This is a genomic window from Acinetobacter sp. UBA3025 (assembly GCF_002367915.1).
Classification (GTDB): Bacteria; Pseudomonadota; Gammaproteobacteria; order Pseudomonadales; family Moraxellaceae; genus Acinetobacter.
On the sequence record NZ_DFDO01000269.1, the window covers coordinates 1 to 3,695 of the forward strand.

Sequence of the window (3,695 nt, forward strand, 5' to 3'; positions counted from 1 at the left end):
AACTCTACAAGTACTCACTAAAGGTGTTTTTGGCGGAGATCCTGTTTTAGTTCAAATTGAAACTTCAAGATTCGCATTAAGAAAGAATGAAGCTGAAAGAATTTTTGTAGAGTTAGTATCCAATGAAGATTAAGAACATTGCATTAGTCGGTAATCCAAATTGCGGAAAAACCTCTTTATTTAATACGCTTACTGGTACGCGACAAAAAGTTGCCAACTATGCTGGGGTTACCGTAGAAAGAAAAGAAGGTTCTTTTAAATTACCTTCTGGTGATGCAATACGAGTATTGGACTTACCCGGAACTTACAGTTTAAAACCTAGTAGTTTAGATGAAGAAGTCACCAGGGCAGTTTGTTTGGGCGAGCTAAAAGGTGAAATTCTACCCGATATTTTTATATGCGTTGTAGATGCCACAAATTTAAGCTTACATTTGAGCTTGGTTCTCGAAGTTCGTGCTCTAAATCGCCCTATGATTCTTGTATTAAATATGATGGATGAGGTCAAAAAGCGTGGTATTTCCATTGATAAGGATAAACTGTCTCAACTGTTAGGTATCCCTGTAGTTGAAGCTGTCGCAGTTAAAACAAAAGGAATTCAAGATTTAATTAATCAATTAGATCAAAAAAATCTTTTTATTACTCCTTATCATTCTGAATTAAGTCATTTTGAACAGGTCAAACAAATCACCAAACAAGTTATTTTAAATAATGACAGTGGTGATAAAAGAACCGCATTTCTAGATAAAATTTTTCTACATCCTGTATTGGGTTTAGTAATCTTAACTTTAACCATGTTTGTGATGTTCCAGGCGGTATTTATATGGGCAACGCCTTTTATTGAATTCATTGAAAATTTTGTCGCATGGCTCAGTGATTTTATTGGACCACTAATCCAACATCCTCTATTAAAAAGCTTGGTTGTGGATGGGGTAATTGCTGGTGCAGGTAGCGTGCTTGCATATATGCCTCAGATTTTGATTTTATTCTTCTTCATTTTAATGCTTGAAGAGTCAGGCTATTTACCCCGGGCAGCATTTCTTTTAGATAAATTAATGTCTAAAGCCGGGCTTAGCGGCCGTTCATTTATTCCTCTGCTATCCAGTTTTGCTTGTGCCATTCCCGGAATTATGGCAACCAGAAGTATCAGCTCTGAACGGGACCGATTAGCAACAATTATGATTGCACCCTTGATGACCTGTTCAGCAAGATTGCCAGTATATGCTTTATTGATCGCGGCATTTATTCCGAACCAATTAATCTACGGCTGGTTAAGTCTGCAAGGATTAGTCCTTTTTGGTCTTTATATGTCGGGAATAGTCTCAGCGTTATTAGTTTCAGTGTTTCTGAAATTGGTTCGAAAAGATAAAACTGAAAGTATTTTTATTTTTGAACTTCCCACATACCGAATTCCAGATATTAGAAATATTGCATTAGGCTTATATGATAGGGCAACTATTTTCTTAAAACGAGTTGGTGGCATTATCGTCGCACTGTCTATCTTGTTATGGGTGCTAGTCACGTTCCCTCAACCACCAGATAATGCAAGCATGCCGGCCATTAACTATAGTTTAGCTGGTCAGTTAGGGCATTTAATTCATCCTATATTTGCGCCTATTGGGTTTACATGGGAAATATGTATTGCACTCATTCCTGCTATGGCAGCAAGGGAAGTTGTAATTGCTGCTCTTGGGGTGATTTATGCGATGTCAGGTGATGAAGATACAGTAACTCAAAGTCTGTTAAGTCAAATTTCAGGCCCGGATGGATGGGGGTTAGCCACAGGTTTATCATTATTGGTATGGTTTATTTTTGCTCCACATTGTCTTGCCACGTTAGCAACAATTAGACGAGAAACAGGTAGCTGGAAACAGCCTGTCGTTATGGCAACTTATTTGTTTGCATTAGCCTACATCTTTTCATTCATCACATATCAAGTTGCGAGTAAGTTTTAATTAGCAAATGAATAAAAGAGGGGGGGAGCTAGCTCCCCCCCCTTTATTAAATTACTCGATGTAAGCGTGGGCTTCTGAATACTTTTATCTAACTATAACAACTACTTAAATGTTTAAATCTCTAGGTTTTGAATAGTCGAGGTATCAGACGAATATAGATTGGTAAAAAGCATAGTTCAACGATAGTCTGAGTCAAGATTACAGCAGGAATTATGGGCATACTTCCCGGAATTGCAAAAGCTAATGGAAGAATAACAAATGAATTTCTATATGATGCTGAAAAGGACACAGCACTAGCAGAGCCAGATTCTAATCGAAAAATACGAGCAATTATCCAACCCACGAATGGAGCAATAATGGTAAAAGAAATATAAATTGGTAAAGCTTGAAGAGCTGCACTTTTTGCAAGCCCAATTTGAGGCATAACTGATGCTAGGACGATAAACAAAACTAGGGCTGTGGCAGGTACAGGAAATAAGTTTAGGCTTTCAGCCACTTTTTCTGCTTGTTCATTTCTATTCCCAATGAACTGAACTATAGCTGCCATTGCTAAGGGTGCAACAATGAACCATACAAACGCATGGACAAAAGGACCAATTTCAACAAGCTGAGCTACCTCTTCTCCGAGGAGTACACCAAGATAAATTGATAGTAAGATCATTTGGATAAGCAATAATACAGGTGTCATCGCAAGTAATAATCTTGCATTACCTTTCCCAACATGGGTGAAAGTAATCACATAATCAATACACGGTGCTAGTAGAACAAAAAGTACAGCTAAACGAATAAGTGGGTTTTCAGGTAAAAATTGTATTAGACCTGCCGTAATTAAAGGTAAGGCAATAAAGTTAGTAATAAGTAATGCAGAAATAAAACGTAAATTTTTTAATGCCTTGCCAATTTCTGCAATAGGTACTTGTAAAAAAGTAGCAAATAACATTAATGCCAGTGCAGGGTTAATCAAACTTTCTAAAATCGTCGCTCCACTGATGGTTAATCCAAAAATAACTCCGATAAAGATGGTACAGAAGTAGATTTTGACTTGATTATCTTCAAGAAAATTTCGAATATTTTCCATTTTAATTGAGTTACTCACTTGCTTTTAAATAGCGGTATACCGCCTGGCGACTAATTCCAAATGCCTGGCCTAATGCCATTTTTGAAGGGTACTTTCCTTCCTTCCATTCTTGTCTTAAAGCTTCAGCCTGTTCAGGTTTCAATTTATGTACACGCCCTTTGTACTTTCCTTGAGCAGAGGCCAGTTTTATTCCTTCTTTTTGACGCTCTAAAATGATCTCACGTTCGAACTGTGCAAAAGCGCCCATCAATTGCAGCATCAAATTATCCATCGGGGTAGATTGAGCAGTGAAAGTAATATTTTCTTTTACGAACTGGATGGCAATTCCTCGTTTGACCAGTTTATCTACTTCAGTGACTAAATCTTTTAAGCTTCGAGCAAAACGATCCATGGAATGTAAAATCACCCTGTCCCCTTCCCGGACATAGTTCAACATTTCCTGAAATTTCGGTCGGTCGGTATTTTTACCCGAAGCTCGGTCAACAAAAATCCGGTCGATTTCAATTCCCTCAAGTTGACGTCCTGTATTTTGCTCGACTGAACTCACCCGGACATAACCTACTTTTTGACCTTTCACTCTTTCACTCCCCAATTGGATAAAAATGAACAATTTCGTAAATTATAAATCTTTAATATCAAAGTTACAGGCACTGTTGCAAATAGGC

Annotated in this window: 4 protein-coding genes; 2 read left to right on the plus strand and 2 right to left on the minus strand. The window is 37.7% G+C overall.

Annotation, left to right across the window (positions count from 1 at the left end; all coding sequences use genetic code 11):
- Both B4J23_RS11295 and feoB read left to right on the plus strand, forming a co-directional pair.
- The coding region (locus tag B4J23_RS11295; RefSeq protein WP_291360691.1) for a FeoA family protein at positions 1-133 on the plus strand (133 nt) is incomplete at its 5' end.
- Positions 123-1,952, plus strand: coding sequence for a ferrous iron transporter B (gene feoB / locus B4J23_RS11300; RefSeq protein ID WP_131274712.1), 1,830 nt, complete (start codon positions 123-125; stop codon positions 1,950-1,952). The genes B4J23_RS11295 and feoB, both read left to right, overlap by 11 nt.
- A gap of 121 nt (positions 1,953-2,073) precedes the next feature.
- Here feoB and B4J23_RS11305 read toward each other — a convergent pair whose 3' ends face one another.
- A complete protein-coding gene (locus tag B4J23_RS11305; RefSeq protein WP_262738827.1) occupies positions 2,074-3,030 on the minus strand; it encodes an arsenic resistance protein in 957 nt (318 codons plus the stop codon).
- A gap of 10 nt (positions 3,031-3,040) precedes the next feature.
- Entirely contained in the window at positions 3,041-3,607 is a 567-nt protein-coding gene (locus B4J23_RS11310) for a recombinase family protein (RefSeq protein ID WP_291360689.1), read from the minus strand.
- Positions 3,608-3,695 lie beyond the last annotated feature (88 nt).

Coding starts and splice junctions, on each gene's coding strand:
- B4J23_RS11305 (WP_262738827.1), bottom strand. CDS start 3,030: ATGGAAAATATTCGAAATTTTCTTGAAGATAATCAAGTCAAAATCTAC.
- feoB (WP_131274712.1), top strand. CDS start 123: ATGAAGATTAAGAACATTGCATTAGTCGGTAATCCAAATTGCGGAAAA.